22 protein-coding genes and 2 tRNA genes are annotated in these 26,253 nt (G+C 65.0%); 14 read left to right on the top strand and 10 right to left on the bottom strand.

Annotated features, from left to right (window positions below):
• Positions 1 to 1,660: 1,660 nt before the first annotated feature.
• The 7 genes from ABD134_RS09090 to rpmH form a co-directional block, all read right to left on the bottom strand.
• A complete protein-coding gene (locus ABD134_RS09090) occupies positions 1,661 to 2,614 on the bottom strand; it encodes a ParA family protein (RefSeq protein ID WP_378108237.1) in 954 nt (317 codons plus the stop codon).
• Positions 2,615 to 2,690: 76 nt separating this feature from the next.
• Positions 2,691 to 3,386 carry a 16S rRNA (guanine(527)-N(7))-methyltransferase RsmG gene (gene rsmG / locus ABD134_RS09085; protein WP_378108316.1) on the bottom strand — a complete coding sequence of 232 codons (696 nt, stop codon included), beginning with the start codon at positions 3,384 to 3,386 and terminating at the stop codon, positions 2,691 to 2,693.
• Positions 3,387 to 3,411: 25 nt separating this feature from the next.
• Complete coding sequence (locus ABD134_RS09080) at positions 3,412 to 4,092, bottom strand: Jag family protein (protein ID WP_344228784.1); 681 nt, start codon at positions 4,090 to 4,092, stop codon at positions 3,412 to 3,414.
• A 2-nt stretch (positions 4,093 to 4,094) separates the two neighbouring features.
• Complete coding sequence (yidC, locus tag ABD134_RS09075) at positions 4,095 to 5,063, bottom strand: membrane protein insertase YidC (protein ID WP_344228782.1); 969 nt, start codon at positions 5,061 to 5,063, stop codon at positions 4,095 to 4,097.
• 6 nt (positions 5,064 to 5,069) lie between these two features.
• Positions 5,070 to 5,435, bottom strand: coding sequence for a membrane protein insertion efficiency factor YidD (yidD, locus tag ABD134_RS09070; RefSeq protein ID WP_344228780.1), 366 nt, complete (start codon positions 5,433 to 5,435; stop codon positions 5,070 to 5,072).
• Positions 5,432 to 5,893 (bottom strand): ribonuclease P protein component, encoded by a 462-nt coding sequence (gene rnpA, locus ABD134_RS09065; protein ID WP_344228778.1) that lies wholly within the window; start codon positions 5,891 to 5,893, stop codon positions 5,432 to 5,434. Before rnpA ends, yidD begins: the two co-directional genes overlap by 4 nt.
• A gap of 38 nt (positions 5,894 to 5,931) precedes the next feature.
• On the bottom strand, positions 5,932 to 6,069 hold the full coding sequence (rpmH, locus tag ABD134_RS09060) for a 50S ribosomal protein L34 (RefSeq protein ID WP_115932474.1): 138 nt from the start codon (positions 6,067 to 6,069) through the stop codon (positions 5,932 to 5,934).
• A gap of 365 nt (positions 6,070 to 6,434) precedes the next feature.
• Between rpmH and dnaA the strand changes: the two genes are divergently transcribed.
• The 10 genes from dnaA (at position 6,435) to ABD134_RS09010 (ending at position 18,974) form a co-directional block, all read left to right on the top strand.
• A complete protein-coding gene (gene dnaA, locus ABD134_RS09055) occupies positions 6,435 to 7,883 on the top strand; it encodes a chromosomal replication initiator protein DnaA (protein ID WP_344228775.1) in 1,449 nt (482 codons plus the stop codon).
• A gap of 795 nt (positions 7,884 to 8,678) precedes the next feature.
• Complete coding sequence (gene dnaN, locus ABD134_RS09050; protein ID WP_344228773.1) at positions 8,679 to 9,809, top strand: DNA polymerase III subunit beta; 1,131 nt, start codon at positions 8,679 to 8,681, stop codon at positions 9,807 to 9,809.
• A 38-nt stretch (positions 9,810 to 9,847) separates the two neighbouring features.
• The gene (gene recF, locus ABD134_RS09045) at positions 9,848 to 11,047 is read left to right on the top strand and encodes a DNA replication/repair protein RecF (protein WP_344228771.1); all 1,200 of its coding nucleotides are present in this window, start codon (positions 9,848 to 9,850) and stop codon (positions 11,045 to 11,047) included.
• A complete protein-coding gene (locus ABD134_RS09040; protein WP_378108239.1) occupies positions 11,044 to 11,625 on the top strand; it encodes a DciA family protein in 582 nt (193 codons plus the stop codon). The genes recF and ABD134_RS09040 overlap by 4 nt, the downstream gene beginning before the upstream one ends.
• 443 nt (positions 11,626 to 12,068) lie before the next feature.
• Positions 12,069 to 14,159 (top strand): DNA topoisomerase (ATP-hydrolyzing) subunit B, encoded by a 2,091-nt coding sequence (gene gyrB / locus ABD134_RS09035; protein WP_344230820.1) that lies wholly within the window; start codon positions 12,069 to 12,071, stop codon positions 14,157 to 14,159.
• A 119-nt stretch (positions 14,160 to 14,278) separates the two neighbouring features.
• Entirely contained in the window at positions 14,279 to 17,017 is a 2,739-nt protein-coding gene (gyrA, locus tag ABD134_RS09030) for a DNA gyrase subunit A (RefSeq protein WP_378108240.1), read from the top strand.
• Entirely contained in the window at positions 17,017 to 17,610 is a 594-nt protein-coding gene (locus tag ABD134_RS09025; protein ID WP_344228769.1) for a DUF3566 domain-containing protein, read from the top strand. Before gyrA ends, ABD134_RS09025 begins: the two co-directional genes overlap by 1 nt.
• A gap of 171 nt (positions 17,611 to 17,781) precedes the next feature.
• Positions 17,782 to 17,855 (top strand) — tRNA-Ile (locus tag ABD134_RS09020).
• Positions 17,856 to 18,076: 221 nt separating this feature from the next.
• Positions 18,077 to 18,149, top strand: a tRNA-Ala gene (locus ABD134_RS09015).
• 576 nt (positions 18,150 to 18,725) lie between these two features.
• Positions 18,726 to 18,974, top strand: coding sequence for an ATP-binding protein (locus tag ABD134_RS09010; RefSeq protein WP_344228767.1), 249 nt, complete (start codon positions 18,726 to 18,728; stop codon positions 18,972 to 18,974).
• A gap of 147 nt (positions 18,975 to 19,121) precedes the next feature.
• Here the strand turns inward: ABD134_RS09010 and ABD134_RS09005 are convergent, their stop codons facing one another.
• Complete coding sequence (locus ABD134_RS09005) at positions 19,122 to 20,000, bottom strand: hypothetical protein (protein WP_344228765.1); 879 nt, start codon at positions 19,998 to 20,000, stop codon at positions 19,122 to 19,124.
• Positions 20,001 to 20,199: 199 nt separating this feature from the next.
• Here ABD134_RS09005 and ABD134_RS09000 point away from each other — a divergent pair, with 199 nt between their 5' ends.
• The 3 genes from ABD134_RS09000 (at position 20,200) to ABD134_RS08985 (ending at position 22,840) form a co-directional block, all read left to right on the top strand.
• Positions 20,200 to 20,745, top strand: coding sequence for a peptidylprolyl isomerase (locus ABD134_RS09000; RefSeq protein WP_115933452.1), 546 nt, complete (start codon positions 20,200 to 20,202; stop codon positions 20,743 to 20,745).
• A 384-nt stretch (positions 20,746 to 21,129) separates the two neighbouring features.
• A complete protein-coding gene (locus ABD134_RS08990; RefSeq protein WP_344230816.1) occupies positions 21,130 to 21,819 on the top strand; it encodes a rhomboid family intramembrane serine protease in 690 nt (229 codons plus the stop codon).
• Between the two features lie 481 nt (positions 21,820 to 22,300).
• Positions 22,301 to 22,840 carry a DinB family protein gene (locus tag ABD134_RS08985; RefSeq protein WP_344230814.1) on the top strand — a complete coding sequence of 180 codons (540 nt, stop codon included), beginning with the start codon at positions 22,301 to 22,303 and terminating at the stop codon, positions 22,838 to 22,840.
• On the opposite strand, the gene ABD134_RS08980 is transcribed toward ABD134_RS08985, so the two are convergent.
• Positions 22,837 to 23,133: a cell division protein CrgA gene (locus tag ABD134_RS08980; protein ID WP_344228761.1), complete on the bottom strand. Its 297-nt coding sequence runs from the start codon at positions 23,131 to 23,133 to the stop codon at positions 22,837 to 22,839. The two genes, ABD134_RS08985 and ABD134_RS08980, sit on opposite strands and share 4 nt — an antisense overlap.
• Positions 23,134 to 23,351: 218 nt before the next feature.
• Between ABD134_RS08980 and ABD134_RS08975 the strand changes: the two genes are divergently transcribed.
• A complete protein-coding gene (locus ABD134_RS08975) occupies positions 23,352 to 24,044 on the top strand; it encodes an anthranilate synthase component II (RefSeq protein ID WP_344228759.1) in 693 nt (230 codons plus the stop codon).
• Positions 24,045 to 24,101: 57 nt separating this feature from the next.
• Here ABD134_RS08975 and ABD134_RS08970 read toward each other — a convergent pair whose 3' ends face one another.
• Positions 24,102 to 26,252: a protein kinase domain-containing protein gene (locus ABD134_RS08970; RefSeq protein ID WP_344228757.1), complete on the bottom strand. Its 2,151-nt coding sequence runs from the start codon at positions 26,250 to 26,252 to the stop codon at positions 24,102 to 24,104.
• Position 26,253 lies beyond the last annotated feature (1 nt).

Genomic DNA, 26,253 nt, shown 5'->3' with positions numbered 1-26,253 from the left:
GCACATGATGACGGAACACTATTCCCACCACTCTGACGCTAGGTTCGAACACGCATCAGTGGGCCGAAGATACGGGCTGAGGACTACCTTTCCGGTCTCGGGTCCGTTTCACGTGAAACGCCCGGTGACGATTACGACCGCCTTGTTAGCCCGTCTGTTACGTTTCACGTGGAACGATAGCCCAGTCAGCACATGGGTGCGCGACGCTCGCCGAGGCGGGGTAGGCGGGCAACCAACCATTGGACTCCTCGGCCTGAGGCTCAGCAAGAGCTGGACTCCTGACACGTGTGGCCGGAGTCGACCGCAGGAAGCGCAGAAGGACCGCCTGGCAGGGTGACGCACGAATGCACAGGCACTTCATAGGAACACTGCGGGGTAGACGGGCGCAGGAACAGCATCGCGGTGGACATCTTGACTAAAGCAACCCCAGGAACTTCCGGGGCGCCAGCTGGCAGGACATTGCGGGTGGGAACCGATGCGGTGAAGCCCTGCTCTCGCTATAGCTCAGTGATTCAAACCAACACCAGCCTCTGCTGCTGCCGACCGTGGGGCCGCTGTGGCAAAGTAGGGCCATGTTTCACGTGAAGCACCGCTAACCCACGTACGTTCCTACTCGTCTCCGTGTTTCACGTGAAACCCGCTGGAGGCAGCTGGGGCCTACACTCCTACGACGGCTCCCGGCGTTTCACGTGCAACCCATGCCGTCCGTGATCGCGCCTAGTTTGGTGAGAAGGCTGTCACGTACGTCCATTCCGGGCTAGACCTTGTTCTAGCCGCGACGATAAGGACATTGAAAGGTCGGTTTGCGGATACGAGTGCAGACAGGCACATCAATCACAAACGTCTACACCTCTCCTTGTACCAGTGGGCTCGACTCGACGAATTGCCCAGCACGAGTGCAGGGACCACCAGGACGTATGTTTCACGTGGAACAAGCAGACAGACCACCGGGTTCGCCAGAACCCACTCGCCTGGCATCGGCGGGTCTTGGCACGCCCCAAATCGGTAGCGGCACCGGGTATCCTCCGCAGCGGTGGCCTAACCGCAGAGCCTCCTGAGTGGCATTGTTTCCAGCCGCAGCAGCCTGCCAGTCGGATACGTGTGGAGTTCTTCGGACTCGTCAACTCGGCGGCGTAGACCGTTTCATGTGAAACGTCATCTCTCAAGTGGCGTCAGGTGAAACGTCATCTCCAAAGTGAACACAGCTTCACCCCGGACTCTGCCTGCGGGCCCATTCAAGCTGCCCTCTCCCAGCTGAATCACTGTGATAGCTGGCAAAACTCTGCTGACAAGGCGCGGCCATCCAGATATAGGCCACGCGGTGTGGCCTTTCGGCATGCGTGACTCCGATGAGAACGAGAGACGTCGGTACGAAGCCAGCCGCCCATCAACCCAAGCCCTTCGGCCTGTCAACATCCCGAACGGTCAGTTCTCCAGGAATGTTTCACGTGGAACGGCCACGGGGACCAGCCACGAGGCAATGCCTATGAGGATAAGCTCTCTATCACGCAGTATGGTCTACCCGCCACTCCAGCCCGATGTTCCGGCCACTGACTGGCTCTTGGAGGGCAACGCGATCCAGCCTCGTCCGGCTCAGAAGAGACAATATATAAACCCCAAGAGGTTGGGTCAGCCGATGACGGCGATTTGCAGGGTCAGGTCACATTCCTGCCGCGTGTCCACGATCAGCGATCTCCACAGCAGCTTCCCGGTAGGACAGTGCACCGGCGGACTGAGGATCATAGGTGAGCACCGTCTGCTGGAAGCTGGGGGCCTCGGAGATGCGCACGTTGCGAGGAATCACCGTCTTGAGCACTTCGTCCGGGAAGTGCTCACGAACCTCGCCGGCTACCTGGGTCGCCAAGTTGGTGCGTCCGTCATACATGGTCAGGATGATCGTGGACACCTTGAGAGACGAGTTCAGGTGCTTCTGGATCATCCGGATGTTGTTGAGCAACTGGGAGAGCCCCTCCAGAGCGTAGTACTCGGTCTGGATGGGGATGAGAACCTCGCTCGCGGCCACAAAGGCATTGACGGTGAGCAGGCCAAGGCTTGGAGGACAGTCGATGAAGACATAGTCGAGCCGCGGAAGCCCCTGCTTCTCCCGGTAGGTGAAGTACTCGTTCAACGCACGCGACAGGCGTTGTTCACGTGCCACGAGGGAGACCAGCTCGATCTCAGCTCCGGCGAGGTCGATCGTAGCCGGAGCCACCACGAGCCCCTCCACATCGGGGCAAGGCTTGACCACATCGGCCATGGGCAGTTCATCGATAAGGACGTCGTAGACACTGTCCACATCCGAGTTGTGGGGGATAGCCAGCGCCGTGGAGGCGTTGCCCTGAGGATCGATGTCCACGACGAGGACCTGCATGCCCGCTCGGGCCAGGGCTGCCGAGAGATTGACCGTCGTCGTGGTCTTGCCGACACCGCCCTTCTGATTGGACACGGTGACAATGCGCGTTTCACTCGGGGAGGGCAGTTTGCGACCCTTCAGCTTGTCCCGTCGACGATTCTCCTGGGCCAGTTCGCGGGCCAAGGGCGTCTCGATGTCGTCCGCCACGGACGAGTCCACGGTACTGACGGTTTCCCGTGAAACTTCCGACTCATTAGTCAATGAGAACAACCTCCCGAGGTTGATAGACGGCGAAACGAACTTTCGGCCGTGGCATCCAACCACTCCAGCCTACTGGTCAGCGTGAGGAGCCCACACGCACCCGTACCACTGTGGTGGGCTCGGCCAACAGATCCTCGCCCACCGTCTCAATAATCGGGGTGGACCCCTTGTGCTTCTTGAGGACCTTGGCTGCCGACTTGACCTCTTCGGCAGCACTTCGGCCCTTGATGGCCAACAACTGCCCGGAGCCCTGTAACAGCGGAAGGGTCAACGGAATCAAGGTCTTGAGGGCGGACACGGCTCGGGCGGTCACGATGTCCACGACCACGTTGCCCACCACCTGTTCCGACCGGGCCCGGACCACGTCGACGTGGTCCAACCCGAGATCATCGACCACCATGTCCAACCAGGCCACCCGCCGTTCCAGCGGTTCGATGAGGATGAACTGGCAATCAGGCCGGGCCAAAGCCAGGGCGAGGCCCGGCAGTCCGGCGCCCGAGCCGACGTCGGCCACCAGGGCACCTTCCGGCAGCAGGTCTCCCACCACTGCACAGTTCAAGACATGGCGTTCCCACAGCCTCGGTACCTCCCGCGGACCCAGGAGTCCCCACTCGATTCCGGTGGAGGACAGGTGTTCCACGAAACGAACGGCAAGAGCGATCCGGTCGCCGAAGAGTTCCTCGGCCGCCGTCAACAGGTCACCGGTCAGTTCCGGGGGGTCCTGGGGCTCAATCGGAGGATTCTCAGCGTCCCGAGTCGACTGCGGCGGGATCTGCTCACGATCTGGTTGGGACTGTTCAGACACCGTCGGAGACCACCACATGCCGACGCGGGCCCTCGCCCTCCGATTCGCTCACGAGACCGCCCTCAGCGATGACATCGTGCACGATCTTGCGTTCGTAGGCGCCCATCGGCCGCAGGTGCAGTGGCTCTCCAGTCTCACGGACCTTGACGATGGCCTCCTGGGCGAGCTGCTCCAACTCCTGGGCGCGTTCGGTGCGGTACCCCGCGATGTCCAGGACAAGACGGGAGCGGTTGCCGGTGGCTGACAGCACTGCCAGGCGCACGAGCTCCTGCAGGGCCTCCAGGCCCTTGCCGTCCTTGCCCAGGAGATCGCGCAGGCGGTCGTCCCCCTCTTCCGCGATCACGGAGACGTAGGTGCGGCCGTTGCGGATCTCGATATCGATGTCACCGTCGAGGTCGGAGATGTCCAGCAGCTCCTCGACGTAGTCCGCTGCGATGTCCCCCTCCTCCTCAAGGCGGCTGGCGGACGGGACGGAGGAGTCATCGGACGCGTCCGGCGATGCAGCGGCGTCCTGGCCGGATCCTCCGTCCACGGCCTGGTCCGAAGCCTGTTCGGTAGCCTGCGCTCCGCTCTGATCTCCGCTCTGGCCGGTGGTCTGCCCCATAGCGGGCTGCTCTGACGTCTCGACCGACTCCGCGACCTCTTCGGCCGGTCTGCTGGACGCGTCAGTCATGGTCATCTCCTCTTCTTGGTCTTGCGCTTGGGCTGCTGGCGCTGACCGGTCTGCTGGGGCTTGGCCGCCTCGATCTCCGCCTTGGCGGCCGCCTCCTGGGCTGCCTTGCCAACGGGGGGAAGGCCCTTGACCGCACGACGTTCGTTCAGTTCCTGCTCCGCCAGCGAGCCCGGGGTCGGGTTGTTGCGGATGATCCACATCTGCTGAGCCACGGCCCAGAAGTTCGTGGCGGTCCAGTAGATGAGCACGCCGATCGGGAAGTTGATGCCGCCGATGCCGAACACCAACGGAAGGATGTAGAGCATGAACTTCTGTGACTGGGCGAAGGGCCCCGTCATGGCGGCCTCGGACATGTTCTTGCTCATCAGCATCTTCTGCATGTAGAACTGCGAGCCGGACATGAGGATGATCATGACGACGGAGACCATGATCACGGACACGTTGAGGTTCTCTCCCAGGGATCCCAGGAAGGTGGCCTGCATGGGGGCACCGAGGAAGATCGCGTCTCCGAAGGAACGGATCTGGTCCGCGGTCAGCGCGGCCTCCCCTTCGCCACGCTCGGCGGCAGCCCCAGCCCCGGTCAGGATCTGGAACAGGGCGAAGAAGAACGGCATCTGCACGAGCATCGGCAGGCAGGCCGCGAAAGGGCTGGTGCCGTGTTCCTTGAACAGGGTCTGCTGTTCCATGGCCATGGCCTGACGGGACAACTGGTCCGTCTTGCCCTTGTACTTGGCCTGGAGCTTCTTGATGTCCGGCTGCAGTGCCTGCATGGCGCGCTGAGACTTGACCTGCTTGACGAACAGCGGAATCAACAGGGTCCGCACCAGCACCACGAGCAGGATGATCGAAAGGGTCCAGGTGAACCCGCTGTTCGGGTCCATGCCGACCAGTTCCAGGACCGTGTGGAAGGCACCGAGGATCCAGGACATCACCCACTTGAAGGGCCAGAGAATGATTTGGAAGAAGTCCATGATCTCCTACTGTTCCGCCGGAGGATCCGGGGGGATGACGGGATGGTTAAGGTCAATGATCTTGGGTCGGCGGCCCAGTGGCCAAATCCTCTTGCCGGGTGGGACCGCATCGACGCCGCCTTTAGACCAGGGGTGGCAGCTGCCGAGTCGGCGTGCCGAGAGCCACGAGCCCTTCAGGGCCCCGTGGACGTGAACCGCCTCGAGCGCATAGGCGGAGCACGAGGGGAAGTAGCGGCAGACCTGGCCGTAGAGCGGCGAGATCACGGCGCGGTAGGCCACCAGCAACCAGGCCAGCACGGTGGACGGCATGGCGCGGAGCCAGCTCCATTCGGCCGCGCCGGGCCGAGTGGTGAACGGGGACTGCGTGATCATGCGTTCATCTCCATCCCCGGGCCCTGAACCTGTGACGAGGACCGGCCGTGAGGCACAGCACCGGTGGGACGACGCCGGCCCGTTTCCTTCCGCAGGGCACCCGCCAAGGCCGAGTCCAGGTCCTTCCTGAGCTCGTTCCAGGCGGCCGTTCCCGACGGCGGCAGAGCACGGACCACGACCGTCGCACCCGGGTGCTGCGCCAGTGGTCCCCTGAGCTGTTCGGCCACGGCGGCCCGGAGCCGGCGCTTGACGCGATTGCGAACCACCGCATTGCCGACGGCCTTGGAGACGACGAAACCCACGCGCACCGGTCCGGCCGAGCTATCGGCCTCACTGGGGAGCGTGGGATCAGAAAGGTGTGCGGACACGACAACGTTCCGGCGCCCTGTTCGGGCGCCGGAACGCAGTGTCTGGGAAAAATCCGCGGGGGTGCGTACCCGTTTCTCGCGGGGCAGCACGCCGTGTCGTCCGCTCTGCTGATCGGCCTCAGGCCGGATCAGGCGGACAGTTCCGTGCGGCCCTTGGTACGGCGGGTTGCCAGGATGGCGCGGCCGGCGCGGGTACGCATCCGGGCGCGGAAACCGTGCTTCTTGGCCCGGCGGCGGTTATTCGGCTGAAAAGTCCGCTTGCTCACTTGATATCTCCACAACGTGTGTATGCGCCCGGACCCGTTGTACCTGGGGGAAGAACCGGTAGACGCTCTGACTAGGACTTCCCCGCTGAAGACACCGATCCAACAGGCCTGGGCCTTCGGCTGTCCGCTGGTTGACTACGCCCTGAGGTCGATCCGGAGTATTCCAGTCGATTCAGAGCACGGCTAAACAACCCCGCGGGGACCAATCAAGTTTAGGGATGGTGGGCTGCCAGCGTCAAATTACAGTCTCGATGCCGCTGCGCACACTGGACCTGTACCCTCCCCGAAGTTATCCACTGCCTGTGAATAACTCTGTGGATTGCCGTTAGACTCGGTTCGACGCCGACGGAAGGACCCCAGCCCCCATGGTTGCAGATGAGGCTGTCAGCAGCTCGTGGCGCAAGGTGGTTCGCACCCTTGAGGAAGACGACCGTGTTTCCCCTCGGCAACTCGGCCACGTGGGCCTCGCCCAGCCCCAAGGGCTGATCGGCACGACCTTGTTGCTCGCTGTCCCGAACGAACTCACCCGTGAGGTCCTGCAGTCCCAACTCAAGGACTCCCTCGCCGAAGCGCTCGGGAATGTGTTCAGGACCGAGATCCTGTGCGCCTATTCGATCGATTCGACCCTGATGGCCCAGACGGGCGAGGACTATCAGCCCCCGACCGCCGCGGCGCCGCCCGTCCGCGAGGCGCAGCACACCCGCTCGGCTCCATCCCCCCATGCCCCGCTCCGTTCAGCAGCGCCGGCTCCCGCGCCGCCGTCGACCTCGGATGAGACCAGCCGCCTGAACCCGCGGTACCACTTCGAGACCTTCGTCATCGGTTCCTCGAACCGCTTCGCCCATGCCGCCGCGAACGCCGTCGCCGAAGCACCCGCGAAGGCCTACAACCCGCTGTTCATCTACGGTGAATCCGGGCTGGGGAAGACACACCTGCTGCACGCGATCGGCCATTATGCCCGTCACCTGTATCCGGGACTGCGCGTCCGCTACGTGAACTCCGAGGAGTTCACCAACGACTTCATCAACTCGATCCGCCACGACGAGGGTGCGAGCTTCAAACAGGTGTACCGCAATGTGGACATCCTGCTCATCGACGACATCCAGTTCCTGGCGGACAAGGAAGCGACCGTCGAGGAGTTCTTCCACACGTTCAACACCCTTTACAACAACAACAAGCAGGTCGTGATCACCTCCGACCTTCCCCCCAAGCAACTGTCCGGATTCGAGGAACGGCTGCGCTCCCGCTTCGAGTGGGGCCTGATCACGGACATCCAGCCGCCGGACCTGGAGACTCGCATCGCCATCCTCCGCAAGAAGGCAGAAGCCGAGGGACTGACGGCCCCGCCCGAGGTCCTCGAGTACATCGGTTCCAACATCTCCACCAATATCCGCGAGTTGGAGGGTGCCCTCATCCGTGTCACCGCCTTCGCGTCGCTGAACAAGCAGCCGGTCGGGATCCAACTGGCGGAGCAGGTTCTGCGGGATCTCATCACCCATGAGGACGCCCATGAGATCACCGCGCCGACGATCCTCAACGAGACGGCCGCGTACTTCAACCTGACCATGGAGGAGCTGACCTCCAAGTCACGCACCAGGACCCTCGTCACGGCCCGGCAGATCGCCATGTACCTCCTGCGGGAGCTGACGGAGATGTCCCTGCCGAAGATCGGTCAGGAGCTCGGTGGGCGGGACCACACCACGGTGATCCACGCAGACCGCAAGATCCGCGAGCTGATGGCTGAACGCCGGACGATCTACAACCAGGTCACCGAGCTGACGAACCGGATCAAGCAGCAGCAGCGCGCCCGCTGACCTCACCGGTCGTGGCGTGGCTGACGTCATTGCAGACCTGACGTCGCTCTCAGACGCGTTGGTTCAAAGCTGCGCGCGTTTCGCCACCGTGCCTCCATCCCGAGCCCACCCCGAGCCCAGTTCCAGACTCCGCCTCGGGCTGTCCCACATCCAGAGGCAACCTTGATCCTTAACGACAAGGTCATTCCACAGGAAGAACCCCGGAGTGGCCGCTCTCGGTCGCACCTTATCCACAGTTGTCCACAGATATCCACAGGTTGTGGGAGGTCTCGCAGAACTCAACCCACAGCTGTGGACAAACCTGTGGATGCTTAAGTGGAGTGTTCGGGCGAGTCTCTGGATAACTACACGCTTCCCTGTGAATTCGCAGATCCACGCCCGAAAGTTATGCACCGACGGTGCACAGCGCAAGCGAGAGAAGTCCACTGCAGGGTCCACAGGAAGAAGGGCGGCATCACACCGTCGGATCGCGTTATCCACAGTATCCACAGGACTTATTAACACTACTGATCCCTGTTAAGAATGAATCCCAAGAACATCCACCCCTGCCTGCCGAACGCGCTCGCCCGATCTGACCAACCCCTCGAAACGTGGGACGCTTCGAAGACGGTCCTCATCGCCGAGGCACATCTCTCAACCACATCCACGGCACAAATGCCAACATTCGCGCCCTCGGCGAGTCACGGTAAGCTGACACAGCACACGGCTCAGACGTGTGATTCAAAAGATGCCCGGCGGGGGCATCTGGAGGAAGACCAACACCACCTGCCGTCTACGAGAAAGGCGGAAACTTCTGTGAAGTTCACCGTTGAGCGAGACATCCTGACGGACGCCGTCTCCTGGACCGCACGTTCCCTGTCCCCTCGCCCGCCGCTACCAGTGCTGTCCGGATTGCTGATCACCGCCGAGGACAACCTGGTCTCCATCGCCAGCTTCGACTATGAGACCTCGGCGCAACTCGAGATCGAGGCCGATATCGAGACACCGGGCAAGATCCTCGTTTCCGGCCGGCTGCTCAACGACATCGTCCGCTCTCTTCCGGCGGCTCCCGTCACCGTGGAAACCGATGGCACCAAGGTGGTCCTGACCTGCCGGAACTCGCGCTTCGCTCTGGCCACCATGCCCGTCGATGAGTATCCGGCCCTTCCGGAGATGCCTGAGTCCGCAGGCACTGTGGACGGAGAGGCTTTCGCCCATGCGGTCGCGCAAGTGACCGTGGCGGCTTCCAAGGATGACACCCTGCCGATCCTCACCGCGGTGAAGCTTGAGATCGAGGGCGACCGCATCACCTTCCTGGCCACGGATCGATACCGGCTGGCCATGAAGGAACTCAACTGGTCCCCTGCCGATCCCTCGATCTCGACGTCGCTTCTGGTCAAGTCCAAGACCCTCACGGAAGTCGCCAAATCGTTGGCTGGCGGCGGAGATCTCCAGCTTCGGTTACCCAAGGAGTCGTCCACCTCGGACCTGGTGGGCTTCGCCTCCGGAGGCCGACGCACCACGAGTCTGTTGGTGGACGGGGAGTACCCGAAGATCCGGGCACTCTTCCCGGAGTCGAGCCCCATCCACGCGGTGGTCCCGACGGGTCCGCTGGTCGAGGCCGTCCGACGCGTGGCCCTCGTCGCCGAACGCAACACCGCTGTGCGCATGATGTTCAATGACGGCCACGTCACCTTGGACGCCGGTGCTGGCGACGACGCCTCGGCAAACGAATCCCTGGACTCGGTCCTCGACGGCGACGAGATCACCGTGGCGTTCAATCCGTCCTACCTGGGTGAAGGACTCAACGTCATCAACGCCCCATATGTGCGCTTCTCCTTCACCACAGCACCGAAGCCGGCCCTGATGACCGCACAGCAGGAACAGGACTCACCCGAACAGGACGACTACCGGTACCTGGTCATGCCGGTGCGTCTGGCCAACTGACCCGACTGCCAGCCCAGTCAGGTCACCGACACCGAAACGTGTTTCTCTCCCACCTCTCCCTCACGCAGTACCGCTCCTACCAGCAGGCCGATGTCTCCCTGATGCCGGGCCCCAATGTGCTGGTCGGATCCAACGGGGCCGGAAAGACGAATATCGTCGAGGCCGTCGGTTACCTGGCCACGCAGGTCTCCCACCGGGTGTCCACCGACTCCCCCTTGGTGCACTTCGGTGCCTCACAAGCGATCATCCGCGGTCGTATCCACCGAGGAGACCGGGCCATGTCCCTCGAACTGGAGATCAATCCCGGCAAATCCAACCGGTCCGCCGTCAACCGGGGCGCCCCACAACGGGCCCGCGAGGGTCTCGGACTGTTGCGGTCGGTGCTGTTCGCTCCGGAGGATCTGGCCCTGATCAATGGCGACCCGTCCGTTCGACGTCGATTCCTGGACGATCTCGTGGTGCAGCTGCGCCCAGCCCTGGGAGATGCCCGCAGCGATTACGACCGGGTGCTGAAGCAACGCAACGCCTTGTTGAAGAACGCCAAACAGTCCGGACGATGGACTGAGGAACACGTTCACACCCTCGGGGTGTGGGACGAACACCTCGCCCGTGCCGGTGCTCGGGTCCTCAACGGCCGGCTCCACGTGCTGAAGATGCTCGCCCATCCGCTCACCGAGTCCTACACGGCCCTGGCGGAGAGTGTGAAGACCGCAGGGTTCAGCTATGAATCCACTGTCCCGCTGGCGGGTGGCCAGCACCAGGAGGTTCCGGACGAACAGGCCCTCCACGAGGCACTGCTCACAGAACTCGAGTCCCGTCATCGGCAGGAACGGGACCGCGGCGTCACGCTGGCCGGCCCACACCGTGACGACCTGGCACTGACCCTCGGCCCGGCACCGGTGAAGGGGTTCGCCTCCCACGGTGAGACCTGGTCCATGGCACTGGCGCTCAAGCTGGCCAGCTACCGCATCCTGGTGGCCGACGATCCGGATCCTCATGCCCGACCCGTGCTCATCCTCGACGACGTCTTCGCCGAACTCGACGCCGCCCGCCGCAGCCGGCTTGCTGATCTGGCCTCCGGCGCCGAGCAATTGCTGGTCACGGCCGCCGTCGCCGCGGACATTCCGGACGAGCTGGCTGGACCGAGGATCAGTGTCTCTCTGGAGGACGACGGGAGCGTGGTCCACCAGGCCCAGTCCACCGGACCGGCCGCAGCCGAACCGGAGGACTCACCGTGACCAGCCCAGACGCCTCGGTACCCGCACCGGAGAGGGAAACCTCCCCGGACGGGATCGAGGATGATCCCGATGCGGCGATTGTGGCCCTCAACCGCGTGCGCCAGGCCGCGGAGTCCCGAGGTGAGGTCCGTCGTCGGCGACCGGCGGCCAAAGGCCGCGGGGCCACCGCTGCATCGGAGGCCGGGATCGGACCGGTTCCGGGCCGGCGTCGGGGTCCGGATGCCCGCGACCCGCGGATGGTGGGCGATGTCTTCGGTCGGTTGGTCACTGAACGCGGTTGGTCCTCGCCCGTTGCCGTGGGATCCGTCCTGTCCCGATGGGACGAACTGGTCGGCGCGGACATCGGGTTGCACTGCCGGCCCGAGAGCTTCGAGAACGCCGTGGTGACCGTCCGCTGTGATTCCACCGCGTGGGCCACCCAGCTCAAACTGTTGACACCGGCCCTCCTTCAGCGGTTCGAACAGGCCCTCGGCCCCGGAATAGTGACGAGCCTGCGGGTGGCAGGCCCAGCCGCACCCTCATGGCGCAAGGGCCCACGGGTGGTCAAGGGCCGCGGCCCCCGGGACACCTACGGCTGATCGGATCGGTGACGGCGCCGCTCCCGGAGACGGCGGCATGCGCCGGAGAATCCGCCAACGGCGATTTGGCGAACTGGAACCCCGTTGGGCGGATCGGGACCGGGAGGGGGTACCCCGGGTGGTCGGAATCGCCGATTCTGTTCCGCAGAGGCCATGTTTTATCCCCGGAACACCCCACTGAAGACGCACGATACGGCGTGTCGGGGGGTAGAATGAGACGGAATCGTGCCGAAAGGGACACTTTCCGTGCGCCCCGGCGCCAGGACCCCCTTGGTACATGCGATGTGAAGACCAGTACCCCAACAGAGGAGCCGTAGACGCCCGTGGCCGAAGAGAACAACGGCACAGACCAGAGCGGCGCCCCGCAGGATCCCACCGTCGAGTCCACCGCCCTGGCGGAGACCGACGCGGCGGCCTCGGAGGCATCCACCCCATCGACGCAGATCACCGAGGCGACCCGCAAGGTGGAGCACGAGTACGGTGCCGGGGACATCACGGTCCTCGAGGGATTGGAGGCCGTCCGCAAACGGCCCGGTATGTACATCGGGTCCACGGGACCGCGCGGTCTGCACCATCTGGTGTCCGAGGTCGTGGACAACTCCGTGGACGAGGCGCTGGCCGGATACTGCGACACCATCCACGTGACCCTGCAGGCAGACGGCGGCGTCCGCGTGGAGGACAACGGCCGCGGCATCCCGGTGGACATGCACCCCACCGAGGGTCGTCCGACCGTGGAGGTCGTCATGACTATCCTGCACGCCGGCGGCAAGTTCGGCGGCGGGGGCTATGCGGTCTCCGGTGGCCTGCACGGGGTGGGCATCTCCGTGGTGAACGCGCTGTCCACCCGCGTGAACACCGAGATCCGCCGCCAGGGAAGCCTCTGGAAGATGAGCTTCGCCAATGGCGGCGTGCCGCAGGGCGAGCTCGTCAAGGCCGGAGAGACAGAGGAGACGGGCACCACCCAGACGTTCTACCCGGACCCGGAGATCTTCGACACGATCGATTTCGACTTCGAGACCCTCCGCGCACGCTTCCAGCAGATGGCGTTCCTCAACAAGGGCCTGCGCATCACCCTCACGGATGAGCGCTTGATCGAGACGAACGAGATCCAGCAGGATGAGATCGCCGGAGACACCGATGGCGATGGCGTGCCGGACACCGAGGCAGACCGTCGGACCGAAGCGGAGTCCCATCCGGACACGATCGGCGAAGACCTGGTCAGCGCGAAGAAGCGCATGGTCGACTACAAGTACGACAACGGTCTGCTGGACTACGTCGAACACCTGAACTCGAACAAGAAGGTCGACATGGTCCACGCGGACGTCATCGCCTTCGAGACCGAGGACACCGACCGCAAGATGGCCGCCGAGGTGGCCATGCAGTGGACCACGGCCTACTCCGAATCCGTGCACACCTACGCCAACACCATCAACACGCACGAGGGCGGTAGCCATGAAGAGGGCTTCCGCGCCGCCCTGACCTCCCTGGTCAACCGCTATGCGCGGGAGAAGGAGATTCTCAGGGCCAAGGACGAGAACCTCTCGGGCGACGATGTCCGCGAAGGCCTCACCGCCGTGCTGTCCATCAAGCTCTCCGAACCCCAATTCGAGGGGCAGACCAAGACCAAGCTCGGCAACTCCGAGGCCAAGGGCTTCATCCAGAAGATCGTCTCCGATCAGCTCGGTGATTGGCTGGAGCGCAACCCCGGCCCGGCCAAGGACATCATCCGCAAGGCCCAACTGGCCTCCCAGGCTCGGATGGCCGCCCGCAAGGCCCGGGACAATGCCCGCCGCAAGTCTCCACTGGAGTCCTTCGGAATGCCCGGCAAGCTCGCCGACTGCTCCTCGAAGAACCCCGTCGAGTGCGAGGTCTACATCGTGGAGGGCGATTCCGCCGGCGGTTCGGCCAAGCAGGGCCGCAACCCCAGCACCCAGGCCATCCTCCCCTTGCGCGGGAAGATCCTGAACGTGGAGCGGGCCCGCCTGGACCGGGCCTTGTCCAACGCCGAGGTCCAGTCGATGATCACCGCCTTCGGCACCGGCATCGGCGAGGAGTTCGACATCACGAAGCTCCGCTACCACAAGATCGTCCTGATGGCGGATGCCGATGTGGACGGCCAGCACATCACCACGCTGCTGCTGACGGTGCTGTTCCGTTACATGCGGCCGCTGATCGAGCACGGCTTCGTGTTCCTGGCGCAGCCGCCGCTGTACCGGATCAAGTGGTCCAACGCCCCGCATGACTACGTCTTCTCCGATGAGGAACGGGACCGGGCCGTGGAGGCCGGCCTCGCCCGCGGCTGGCGTTACCCGAAGGACAACGGCGTCCAGCGCTACAAGGGCCTGGGTGAGATGGACTTCAAGGAGCTGTGGGACACCACCATGGATCCGGAACACCGGACCCTGTTGCAGGTCACGATGGATGACGCGGCCGCAGCGGATGAGATCTTCTCCATGCTGATGGGAGAGGACGTCGAATCACGCCGTTCCTTCATCCAGCAGAACGCCAAGGACGTCCGCTTCTTGGACATCTGAGCCTTCTGATCCCCTCCGCTACCCATCCCGGCCGGGAACGGCCGCGGCCCGGCGGCACCGAGTGATCGGCGCCCGGACCGTGGCGCCGGCCCACACTTTGAGACCCGAGGACACCGCGCGTGACTGACGAGCAAAACCCTGAGAACGAGAACGTGAACCCGGACAACACCGGGAACCCCGACGCCGGCCTGCCGGCTGATGAGGGTGAAACCGCGGTGATCGCCCCGCCGCTGACCGAGCATGACAAGGTCGAGCAGGTTGACCTGCAGACTGAGATGAAGCGGTCCTACCTGGACTACGCCATGGCGGTCATCGTGGGCCGTGCACTGCCGGACGTGCGCGACGGGCTGAAGCCCGTGCACCGTCGGGTGCTGTACGGCATGTTCGACGGCGGCTACCGCCCGGACCGCTCGTTCAACAAGTCCGCCCGTGTGGTCGGCGAGGTGATGGGCAACTATCACCCGCACGGTGACTCGGCGATCTACGACGCCCTCGTCCGCCTCATCCAGGACTGGGTCATGCGCTACCCGCTGGCGCTCGGCCAGGGCAACTTCGGTTCTCCCGGCAACGACGGGGCCGCCGCCCAGCGTTACACGGAGACCAAGATGGCACCCCTGGCCATGGAGATGGTCCGGGACATCCAGGAAGACACGGTCGACTTCCAGGACAATTACGACGGCAAACAGCAGGAGCCGACCGTCATGCCGGCCCGGTTCCCGAATCTGCTGGTCAACGGCTCCTCCGGCATCGCCGTGGGCATGGCCACCAACATCCCGCCGCACAACCTGCGTGAGGTCGTCGACGGCGTGCAGTGGTACCTGGAGAACCCGGAGGCCTCCCGCGAGGAGCTCTTGGCCGCCTTGATGCAGAGGATCAAGGGCCCGGACTTCCCGTCCGGCGCACAGATCCTCGGACGCAAGGGCATCGAGGACGCGTACCGCACCGGGCGTGGGTCCATCGCGATGCGCGCAGTGGTCAATGTCGAGGAGATCCAGGGCCGGACGTGCCTGGTGGTCACCGAACTTCCCTACATGGCCAACCCGGACAACCTGGCCGCCAAGATCGCCGAGATGGTCCGCGACGGCAAGCTCTCGGGGATCGCGGACATGCGCGACGAGACCTCAGGCCGCACTGGGCAGCGCCTGGTGATCGTCCTCAAACGGGACGCAGTCGCCAAGGTGGTGCTCAACAACCTCTACAAGCACACCCAGCTGCAGGAGAACTTCTCCGCCAACATGCTCGCCCTCGTGGATGGAGTCCCGCGGACCCTGTCCCTGGACGGATTCGTGCACCACTGGGTGATGCACCAGATCGAAGTGATCGTCCGACGCACGGAGTTCCGCAAGCGCAAGGCCGAGGAACGCGCCCACATCCTGCTGGGGCTGCTCAAGGCCCTGGACATGCTGGATGAAGTCATCGCCACCATCCGGGCCTCCGCCAGCGCCGATGCCGCCCGGGAGTCTCTCAAGACGCTGTTGGACATCGACGACGACCAGGCCAAGGCCATCCTCAACATGCAGCTGCGGCAGCTGGCCGCACTGGAGCGCCAGGGCATCCAGGAAGAGTACGACGAGCTGCAGGCGAAGATCGCCCAGTACAATGCGATCCTGGCCTCCCCGGAACGCCAGCGCGAGGTGGTCTCCACCGAACTGGCCGAGATCGTCACGAAGTACGGCGATGAACGCCGTTCGGAGATCATGTACGGCTATGACGGCGACATGTCGATCGAGGACCTCATCCCCGAAGAGGAGATGGTGGTCACCATCACCCGCGGCGGCTATATCAAGCGCACGCGGATCGACAACTACCGTGCCCAGAACCGCGGCGGCAAGGGCGTGCGTGGTGCCGCCCTGCGCAACGATGATGTGGTGGAGCACTTCTTCACCACGTCCACGCACCATTGGATCCTGTTCTTCACGAATCTGGGCCGGGTCTACCGCATCAAGACCTACGAGCTGCAGGAAGCAGGAAGGGATGCCAAGGGCCAGCACATGGCCAACCTGATGGCCTTCCAGCCCGAGGAGCGGATCGCCCAGGCGCTGCCCCTCGCCGACTATGGACGGGCACCCTACTTGGTGCTCGCCACCCGGCAGGGCCTCGTCAAGAAGACCCTGTTGGCGGATTACGACACCAACCGCTCTGCCGGCGTCATCGCCATCAAGCTGCGCGATGACGACGAGGTCGTCTCGGCCAAGCTGGTCTCGGAGGAGGATGACCTGATCCTGATCTCCAAGAACGGTCAGTCGTTGCGCTTCAATGCCACCAATGAGGCGTTGCGTCCCATGGGCCGCGCCACCTCCGGCGTCACCGGCATGAAATTCCGCCAGGGAGACGAGCTCCTCACCGCGGACGTGATCCGTGAGGACGCCTTCGTGTTCATTGTCACTGAGGGTGGCTACGCCAAGCGTTCCACGGTGGACGAGTACCGCGTGCAGAATCGCGGTGGTCTGGGCATCAAGGTCGGCAACATCGTCGAGGATCGCGGCGAGCTGACCGGTGGCCTGGTGGTGGAGGAACAGGACGAGGTACTGGTGGTGATGAATTCCGGTAAGGTGGTCCGCTCAGCCGTCACTGGCGTCCTGGCCAAGGGCCGCAACACCATGGGTGTCATCTTCGCCAAGCCAGACAAGAACGACCGGATCATCGCCGTCACGCTCAACAACGAGAAGCAGCTCAACGGTGTGGCAGACGAGAATCCCGAAGGCGAGGTCGCGGGGGATGTTACCGAGGGTGAAGTACCCTTGGACTCTGAGACGGCCGCCCCCGCCAGTGCGGAGGGGACCGACACGACCGTGACAGCCACCGAATCCGCAGCGGTCGATCCTGACCCAGACGCGGAGATTGACGGAGGACAGTAGTGAGCACATCCGGAACGCCCCGGCCCGCAGGCCAACGCCCGGCCGGCGGTTCGTCGGACAGGGGAGCCACACCTCGCGGGACGCAGCAGCGTCCTTCGGCGCAGGGTTCCCGTCAGCCCGGACAGCGTCCGCAGAATGCCCGTCCCGCTGGATCCACGGGATCCGCCCAGAAGCGCCCCGCGCAGCGGCCTGCCGCCCAGGGGCTGGTACGTCCGGCACCCAAGGCCAAGGTCCGTAAGGCCCGGTTGCTCGTCTCCAAGGTGGATCCGTGGTCGGTGCTGAAGATGGCCTTCCTGCTGTCGGTGGCCTTGGGCATCGTCACCGTGGTCGGAGCCGTGGTGCTGTGGACCGTCATGGACCTGACCGGCATCTTCGACCAGGTCAACGATCTCCTGGCCCAGGTCCTGGGCTCTGAGGGAGGATCGTTCACCGTGCAGCAGTTGATCTCGCTGGGCCAAGTTGCCTCCTTCGCCACGATCATCGCGGTGGTCAATGTGGTGCTGCTGACGGCCCTGAGCATGCTCGCAGCCGTGTTGTACAACATCTCCGCGACCCTTGTCGGCGGCATTGGAGTCACCCTGACCGATGACTGAACCCCACAGTGGTCGTTGTGCGGGCAGAGATTGGGAGTGAGCACCCCCAATCTCTGCCCGCACAACGAGAGGCTCGACGGGATCGTTCCTCGATTTTGACGGTCAGCCACGCTGGGGTAATGTTGACTCTCGTTCCGGAGACGCGATTTGGTTCGGTCTTTCGAAACGTGAGGGCGTATAGCTCAGGCGGTTAGAGCGCTTCGCTGATAACGAAGAGGTCCCAAGTTCAAGTCTTGGTACGCCCACCCACGCAGTCCCCATCCGGCCGTAGGCCGGGGAAGGCGGCACCATGAAGCCGGTAGTTCGACTGGTTGCCCTGGCAGCGGGCGTGGCCGCAGTGCTCGGGATCCGCTTCTGGCGGGAGAACGAACGCGGCAAGCAGGTCTGGAGCTCGGCTACAGATTCATTGGACGGAGCCGGAAGTCCGCGTCAGGATCTTCCGGACGCACATAACTGAACACCCCTCGGGGGCATGGCGCAATTGGTAGCGCACCTGCTTTGCAAGCAGGGGGTTAGGGGTTCGAGTCCCCTTGCCTCCACCGAGAGTAGAGGCCCGGGTCACCAGTAACTGGTGTCCTGGGCCTCTCTGCATCAGTCGGCAGCCGACATGGGTAGTCGCCCCCTAAGCCTCAGGTGCCGAATCCACCGCCGAGCACGTTGTACCCGATCGTCCAGGGGTAGGACGTTGGCCGCAGAGGCCCAGCCGCCGGCTCCGATCGCCGACACGGACACGGTGCCCTGCCAGGTGTATGCCCATCCGCTGTTGATACTCCCACGCGATCGCCGAGGCGGAGGCGGGGACGTAGGTCGGAGTGTTGGCGGGGACGAAACGGGTGCCGTCGGTGTCCTGTCCTGTCGCCCCAGGACGCGGGAACTTCGTCGTCCACGCCGTCCCCGTCGCCGTCTCCGAAGGAGATCGTCACCAGATAGCCGCTGACGGGGAGCCAGTCCTCGTCGGCAGCCAGGTGCAGCAAGTTGGGCCGGGAGTTCCAGCCCTCGCAAGTGATGACGGGAGGGGCGATCGACCCGGTGCTCACCGCCACGGTGCCGGTCTCCTCGGAGCTCCAGGCGGCGTCGGTCTGCTGGGGGTGATCGCCCCGCCGAGGACAAGCCCGGTGACGGTGCGGATCGACATTGAGCGGCCCTCCGAATCGGGCGCCCCCTGGGTCCTCGATACCGTCTTCGACGACGACGGCGGTGGGCCCGGTTCCGTGGATCCGATGCTTTCGGGACTGGCCCCCCACCGTGCTCGGGCGGAGAGCCGAGGCGGCTCGCCGGAGCTCGGTGTCAACCCTGACGGCGGAGGCCGGTTGCACCTGGTGCTGCCGTTCCGTCCTACCTTCGAGACGTCGCCTCCCACCTGAGGAAGATCGTCGAGGTCGACGGGTGCAACGACCACGGACGCGACACCAACGTCTTGCTTCGAGCACGAGAGAGGGGCCCGGGACACCAGCACCACTGGTGACCCGGGCCCCTTCTGTTTCAACCGGCGGCCGGGAGCCGGGTCAGCGTCACTCTGCGGACTTCGGGGCGGGAATCCCCTCGACCTTCTCCTCGGTGGCATCCACGGTGTCCACGGTGGCGGTGCCTGCGGCGACACTGGGAGCCGGGGCGGCTGGCGCGGAGCCAGCGGCCGGAGTCGGCCCCGGAACGGAAGGAGCCGTGACGGCCAGGTCCGGATCGGCGCCGGACGGTGCCGGGGCGGACGGTGCGTCCTGCTTCGGCAGCGGTGAGGGGGCCGGGGTCTTCCACGGATCCTCGACCGGCTTGGTCAGCTGCCAGACGGCGACGGCCGCCACGCCAGCGGCCACCACGATGCCGGTCACGATCCAGCCCTTGCCGCCCTTGTGCTGCTTCTTGGCCTGCTTCTTCAGCTGCTTCTCCGCCGTCTTGGCGTACTCCTCAGCGGCCTTCTTGAGCTTCTTCACGGCCTTCTTGTCACCGGTGATGTTCACCAGGGCCTTCTCGACGGCTGGGGAGACCTTGATGCCGTGGGCTGTCTTCGAGGCCTGGCCGGCCGCGCTGGCGAGGCGTGCCGACGCGGCGGGGACGTACTCGCTCTCCACCTTGCTGCGAGCCTCCTCGAAGACCGGGGCCAGTCGGTCAAGTTGAGCCTGGACCTGCGGGGAGACCTTGTCAACGGCCCCAGACAGGACTGAGCTCGCCTGAGTCAGGCCGGCCCTGACCTGCGGGCTGAGCTTCTCCACGGCCTCGGACAGCTGCTGGGAGGTCTTCTCCCCGGCGGTCCTGCCCTGGACTTTGCCCTCACCGAGGCCCCGTTCGGCCCAGGCCAGCGCGGCCTCAACCTTTGGGGCGGCCCAATGCGCCGCATGGTCCACGCCGGCGTTGATCCGGTCTTCGATGCTCGGGACAGTCGTCTTCTTGCTCATCTGAACCTCCATGACGTGCGGTTGTGCACTGTGGTGTGCCGGCAACCCACCGGTACGCCGGTCCTGGAGATAGCCTACGGGGTCCGGGCCGACACGGCACGGTGAGCGCGGAGCATGGGGATTCGGCTGTGGGCGAAGTTGTCACCACCATTGAGCCGCGGCGGGTTCTGACCGGCGGCGTGGTGGAACAATGGCGACCATGACTGCCATTGCAACGCACACCGCCACCATCAAGACCACCGCCGGCGACATCCTCGTCGAGCTCTACGGAAACCACGCCCCGAAGACCGTCCAGAATTTCGTCGGACTGTCCACCGGTGAGCGTGAGTGGACCCACCCGGAGACCGGGGAGACCCACAACGGCACCCCGCTGTACAACGGGACCGTCTTCCACCGCATCATCAAGGACTTCATGATCCAGGGCGGCGACCCGCTCGGCCAGGGCTTCGGCGGCCCCGGCTACCAGTTCGATGACGAGATCAGCCCGGACCTGGATTTCAACGCTCCCTACAAGCTGGCCATGGCCAATGCCGGCATCCAGAACGGACGCGGGACCAACGGCTCGCAGTTCTTCATCACCACCGTGCCGACCACCTGGCTGCAGGGCAAGCACACCATCTTCGGTGAAGTGAAGGACGAGGCCTCCCAGAAGGTCGTCGACGCCTTGAATGCCGTGGCCACCGATGGTCGTGACAAGCCGCTCGAGGGCGTCTCGATCGAGTCCATCGAGATCAAGGAAGCCTGAGTCTCCTTGTCCCACCAGACCGCGGGCGGTCCGGACGAGGGGGTGGGCCGGCGACTGCCGGTCTGCCCCCGCCATCCGGACCGCCCTTCGTTTATCCAATGCCAACGCTGCGGACGTCCGGCATGCCCGGAATGCCAGCGTCCGGCCGCCGTCGGCATCCACTGTGCCGACTGTGCCGCTGGCCGAGGTCCGGACGGAACAGGCACAGCCGGCTCTGGACAGCCGTCCACCGATCCGTGGGGAGTTCCGTCCTCCGGACCCGCCGAGGCGGCGGGGCCTGCCTATGGCCAGGGCCGGCTGATCCTTCCTCCTGGCGCGGGCACGGGCCGGCCGGCCCGGACCGTCGTGCGCCGCCGGTCTGGGCAACCGTGGGTCACCTGGACCATGATCGGGCTCTGTGTGGCCATGTATGCCCTGCAGTGGATCACCTCGGGTCAGCGCATCGGGATCACCGAGCAGTTCTTCTTCGCCGGGTTGCATACCTCCTCCGAGGCCATGGAGCCGTGGCGGATGCTGACCTCGGCCTTCCTGCACTCGCTGGGCAATCCGCTGCACATCGTGCTCAACCTGTACACCCTGTGGCTCATGGGACGCATGCTGGAACCCGTCCTCGGATGGCGTCGGTTCCTGGCGCTCTACCTGCTGTCCGCCTTCGGCGGCTCCGTGGCAGTGCTGCTGCTCTCCAACCCGTACGTCCCGGTGGTGGGCGCCTCCGGTGCCGTGTACGGGCTCTTCGCGGCCCTGTTCATCGTGATGCGCCGGACCGGGGGGAACGTCACCGGGATCGCCGCCCTGATCGGAGTGAACCTGGTGATCTCCTTCCTCCCGGGGGCCAACATCTCCTGGCAGGGGCACATCGGCGGCCTGGTCACCGGGGCCGCCTGTGCCGCAGTGGTGGCCTATCTGCCCCGTGGTCATCGCGGACCAGGGTTTCCGGCGCGGCTGGACCAGCGGGCGTCCACCGTCCAGTGGCTCCTCCTGGCGGGAATACTTGCGGTGTTGGTGGCACTCACGGTCGTGGGCATCCTGCGACTCACGGACTCCACCCTGGTCGAATACTGGCTGGACATGTGAGCAGGACGTCACTGGTCGCCTGACGCCGGGCCGTCGACTCACGACGGTCGACGCCCTCTGAGTCACAGCGCGTCGGTCAGGCAGCACGGACCCGTGGAGGAACGATCCCTGAGGATCGACCCTCCACGGGTCTTTTGTTTATCCACAGAGTTATCCACTGATGTGGATGGAATGACATGCTTGTGATTCGTGGCTCAAGTTATCCACAGGCGTTATCCACAGTGTGGATGAATGACAGGCATGTTGTTCACACTGTGGATAGCCCTGTGGATAATAAAACCCCATGTCAGAAGCCTAATTGCAGAAAACTCGCCCACTGTGGAAAACTCGGGCGTTTCGGCGGTCTCACTCGTTAGGTCTTCCACAATTGCTACGGAGACGCGAGCATCGGATCATGACAGATCACCCCGTTGAATCCACAGGCTCGTCAAAAGATAACCACAGGCCCGTCGCCCTGCCGCTCGGACAGCTGTCCCACCAATTGGGTGGGCATTGGGACCACCATCTGTCCCGTCGGCTGGCGGGGATGAGCGACGAGGAGTACCACTGGGAACCGGCACGTGGGGCGTGGGGGCTACGTCCACGGGGTGCTACTGCGCCGGACTATCCGGGTGCCGTGCAGGCTGGTGGCGGCGACTGGGTGGTCGACTTCGCCTTCCCCGAGCCGGATCCGGCACCGATGACGACGATCGCGTGGAGGATGGCCCACTTGCTCGTGGGCGTGTTCGGGGCACGGATGGCTGGGCACTTCGGCGGCCCGGACACGGACTACTTCACCTACGACTACCCGGGGACGGCTCGGGAGGCCTACGAGAGGCTCGATGCCGCTGTGGCGGCCTGGTGTGACGCGGTGGACTCGCTCGATGAGGACGCCCTCGGCGCAGCCGCGGGAGAGGCCGAGGGGCCGTGGAGTGAGCACTCCATGCTGGAGCTGGTTCTGCACATCAACCGCGAGGCCATCCACCACGGGGCCGAGGTCTGTCTACTGAGGGACCTCTATCGAGCGGACAGGAACGTCTAGCGCCAACGCGTGGTCATGAGGAAGCCCACGCAGGCGATGCCGAAGCCGATGCCGATGTTCCAGCCACCGGCCTGCGGGATGGGAGCCACCCCCATGGTGAGGTAGTAGACGACGATCCACAGCAGGCCGACGATCATCAGGCCGAACATGATCGCTTTGTACCAGGTGGGCAACGGGCCGGGCTCGGGCTTCTCCGCGCGGAGATCGGCCCGGCGCTGGCCTCGCTCGGCCTGCCCAGCACTCTTGCTCTTCTGGCCGATCTGGCCGGTCTTGCGGGACTCCGACTCGGGCACTTCGATTCCTGTCCACGATGGTTCGGTCACGTCGCCGCACCAGAACCGGTCACGGCGTAGTCTGCTTCAGATGAAGTACTCGGCCCAGTCTAGCGGCGAACCCATGGAGACCATGGGCCCGCCCGTGAGACCACCCGGAGGCTCTCCCCGGTGCGCCGAGCACCTCCCGACCCGCCTCCGCAGCCCTGATCGCCCGACACTCGATGGGACCTCCGCTCATGACCTCTCCGACCGAATCCACCGACTCGGACCATGCCACCGACTCCGGCGCAGAATCCCCCGCCCGGATCCTCGTGGTCGACAACTATGACAGCTTCGTCTACACGCTCGTGGGCTATCTGCGGGAACTGGGGGCGGACACCCTCGTGGTCCGCAACGATGCTGTGAGCGTTGATGAGGCGACCGAGCTAGCGGCGGAACGGGATGGGATCCTCTTGTCTCCCGGACCGGGGACACCCGCCGAGGCCGGCATCAGCACAGACATGGTCCGATGGGCCGCCGTGCAGAGCAAGCCGCTCTACGGCGTCTGCCTGGGCCATCAGGCGATCTCCGAGGCCCACGGGGCCACCGTGACGCACGCTGAGGAACTCATGCATGGCAAGACCTCCCGGGTCGTCCACGGGGGGCACCCGATGTTCGCCGGCGTCCCGGACCCCTTCACCGCCACCCGCTACCATTCCCTGGCGGCCGTGCGGGCCACCATCCCCGAGGACCTGGAGATCACCGCGGAGACGGACAGCGGGATCGTCATGGGCGTGGCCCATCGCAGCGCTCCGCTGTGGGGGGTCCAGTTCCATCCGGAATCCGTGCTGACCGAGGGCGGCTACCGGATGCTGGGGAACTGGCTCGAATTCCTGGGCATGGAGGGTGCGGCCGCGCGGGCCGACACCCTCTCACCGGTGATGAACTGACCTCACCGGTGACGAACTAACGCGTTCCGCCGTGACTGCATGCGGCCAGCCTGCGGCTCAGCCGCTCCCGCGGCCCCGATTGTTGCCCGGGCCGGTGGGTTGGGACCCGGAGGCGCCGGCAGATGACTCCGTCGGGCTGGGCGACTCGCTGGGTGAGTCGGACGCGGAGTCGCTCGGACTCGGGGATCCGCTGGGTGACTCACTCGACGGAGACGGAGACGGGGATGGGGAAGGAGAGGCAGACGGCTCCTCGGGGGCCTTCGCCACCTCGACCGTGACGGAAGAGTCCTGGGGCACCTCGGTTCCCTCAGGCTGTTCCTGACCGACCACGGTGCCCGGTTCCACCGGCGCTTCGCGTTCTACCTCGGAGACGGTCATCTGCAGGCCCAACTCCTGGAGGGCCGCTCGTGCCTCCTCCTGGGTCAGGCCGACGAGGTTGGGCACACCGATGTTGCCCGAGGACATCTGCAGCTCCACAGAAGAGCCCGACCTCACGGTGGCTCCGAGTTCCGGGGAGGTGCCGACCAGCCGGTCCCGCGGGACGTCGGCCGAGGGGACATAGCGGACCGAGGAGATGGACAGACCCAGTCCCTCAAGGGTGTCCCGCGCCGTGGCCTCCGATTGCCCGGCCAGGTCCGCGGAGATCTCCACTTGTTCAGGACCCTTGGAGATGAAGAGGGTGATCTCCTGGTTTTTCTGGACGATGGTTCCGCTGTCAGGTTCAGTGCCGACGGCCAGGTCCCGTTGGACCTCGTCATCGTGCACCTCTTCCAGGATGGGCCGCAGTTCCGCGGAGGTCAGCGCGTTCTGGGCCTCGATCTGGGTCATCTCGGTCACGGACGGGACCGTCACCTGATTGGCCTCCACATTGCGCCGGTTCAGTTCCTCCATCAGGAACCACCCACCGGCCACAGCAGCCAGGGCCAGGATGACCACGAGGATGGGCACCCAGACACGGTGTGCCTTGCGCTTCTTCGGCTGACCGTCCGCGCGCGGTTCGTCCCTCAGGTCCAGGAGGTGGCCTGTGTCCTCCCGTGGTGCGGGAGGTGTGGCCGCGGTGGGGGCGGAGAGGTCCCCGGTCTGCTGGTTCGAGTACGGGTCACCCGAGAGGCCTGAGTACCTCTCGGTCCTGGGTTCGCTACCGGGCTCGTTCCCGACGGCGGCCATCGCCCTGGTCTCTCTCTCCGGCCGGGGAGAGACGGCGGTCATGGCCTCCGTGGCGCCGTCCGGATACATTCCGACGGCGGCGGCACCGGCGGCTGCCCCCGCGGCGGAGCCGGCGGTGGGACCGGCAATGCCCCCGGACCGGCCCCCCGCGGCGGCCGAGCGGGACGAATGCTGCGCGGGGCCGGCGTCGGGCTGCTCAGCTGCCCGGTTCAGGCTGGCACGGAATTCCAGGCCGGACTGGAACCGGTCCACGCGGTCCTTGGAGAGCGCGCGAGAGACCACTGCGTCCAGGGCAGGCGAGACGGTCGGATTGAGAGTGGAGGGGACGGGAGGTTCCTCCCGGACGTGCTGATAGGCCACTGCCACGGCGGAATCCCCCACGAACGGTGGGCGCCCGGTCAACAGTTCGAACAGCAGGCAGCCTGCGGAGTACAGGTCCGACCGCGAATCTACGGACTCGCCCCGGGCCTGCTCCGGTGACAGGTACTGGGCGGTTCCGACCACGGCCTGGGTCTGTGTCATCGTGGCGGCCGAATCGGACAGGGCGCGGGCGATGCCGAAGTCCATGACCTTCACGGCCCCGGACTTGGTGACCATGATGTTGGCCGGCTTGATGTCCCGGTGGACGATGCCTTCCTCGTGGCTGTAGTTCAGGGCGGCGAGCACCCCGGAGGTCCACTCGATGGCTTGGTCCACGGTAATCTCTTCATGGCGCAACAGGTCGCGTAGCGTGCGGCCGTCCACGAACTCCATGACCATGAAGGGGCAGGCGACGCCCTCGTAGGCGCCGTCCTCGAACCGTTCCTCGCCCGTGTCGAAAACCGAGACGATGTTCGGGTGGTTCAGCGCGGCGGAAGACTGGGCCTCCCGGCGGAATCGGGACTGGAACTGCGGATCGCGGGCCAAGTCCGGTCGCATCAGCTTGATGGCGATCCTGCGACCGAGTTTCTGGTCCCGACCTTGGAACACATCGGCCATGCCCCCCCGGCCGATGAGGTCACCGACCTCGTAACGGCCGTTGAGGATGCGTTGATGTGGCACT

Origin of the sequence: Citricoccus alkalitolerans, from assembly GCF_039528175.1 — a bacterium.
GTDB lineage: Bacteria > Actinomycetota > Actinomycetes > Actinomycetales > Micrococcaceae > Citricoccus > Citricoccus alkalitolerans.
Note: the sequence above shows the minus strand (reverse complement) of the source record. Positions and strands in the feature narration are given on the sequence as shown.

What these genes read in the sequence shown, in the direction of transcription:
- yidD (WP_344228780.1), bottom strand. Translation starts at nt 5,435, where the DNA reads ATGATCACGCAGTCCCCGTTCACCACTCGGCCCGGCGCGGCCGAATGG.
- dnaA (WP_344228775.1), top strand. Translation starts at nt 6,435, where the DNA reads ATGGTTGCAGATGAGGCTGTCAGCAGCTCGTGGCGCAAGGTGGTTCGC.
- ABD134_RS09080 (WP_344228784.1), bottom strand. Translation starts at nt 4,092, where the DNA reads ATGACTGACGCGTCCAGCAGACCGGCCGAAGAGGTCGCGGAGTCGGTC.
- yidC (WP_344228782.1), bottom strand. Translation starts at nt 5,063, where the DNA reads ATGGACTTCTTCCAAATCATTCTCTGGCCCTTCAAGTGGGTGATGTCC.
- ABD134_RS08975 (WP_344228759.1), top strand. Translation starts at nt 23,352, where the DNA reads ATGACCTCTCCGACCGAATCCACCGACTCGGACCATGCCACCGACTCC.
- ABD134_RS08990 (WP_344230816.1), top strand. Translation starts at nt 21,130, where the DNA reads ATGATCGGGCTCTGTGTGGCCATGTATGCCCTGCAGTGGATCACCTCG.
- ABD134_RS09000 (WP_115933452.1), top strand. Translation starts at nt 20,200, where the DNA reads ATGACTGCCATTGCAACGCACACCGCCACCATCAAGACCACCGCCGGC.
- ABD134_RS09005 (WP_344228765.1), bottom strand. Translation starts at nt 20,000, where the DNA reads ATGAGCAAGAAGACGACTGTCCCGAGCATCGAAGACCGGATCAACGCC.